Origin of the sequence: Pseudomonas sp. SIMBA_041, from assembly GCF_046535095.1 — a bacterium.
Taxonomy (GTDB): Bacteria; Pseudomonadota; Gammaproteobacteria; order Pseudomonadales; family Pseudomonadaceae; genus Aquipseudomonas; species Aquipseudomonas mucoides.
Genome location: NZ_JAWRXJ010000108.1, coordinates 1 through 338, shown reverse-complemented (window position 1 = coordinate 338; position 338 = coordinate 1). Strand labels below are relative to the sequence as shown.

Below are 338 nucleotides of genomic sequence, written 5' to 3'. Positions count from 1 at the left end.
AACGCGGGGTTGGGGCGAAAGCCATCGGCCACGGCCCGCAGCGACTTCTGCTCTTTGGCGGTGAATGCACGCAACCCATGCTGGATACGCAGGCCCAACTGGGCCAGCACCGCATCGGGCAGGTCGCCCGGCGACTGAGTGACGAAGTAGACGCCCACGCCCTTGGAGCGAATCAGCCTGACCACCTGCTCCAGGCGGTCCTGCAACGCCTTGGGCGTGCCATTGAACAACAAGTGCGCTTCATCGAAGAACAGTGCCAATACCGGCTTGTCGGCATCGCCGCGCTCGGGCAACTGTTCGAACAACTCCGCCAACAGCCACAGCAGGAAGGTGGCATA

General features: G+C 63.0%; 1 protein-coding gene. It reads right to left on the bottom strand.

The window, feature by feature from the left end; genetic code table 11:
* Positions 1-338, bottom strand: a 338-nt coding sequence (locus SB725_RS30445) for a helicase HerA-like domain-containing protein (RefSeq protein ID WP_410923065.1), incomplete at both ends; no start/stop codon positions are given.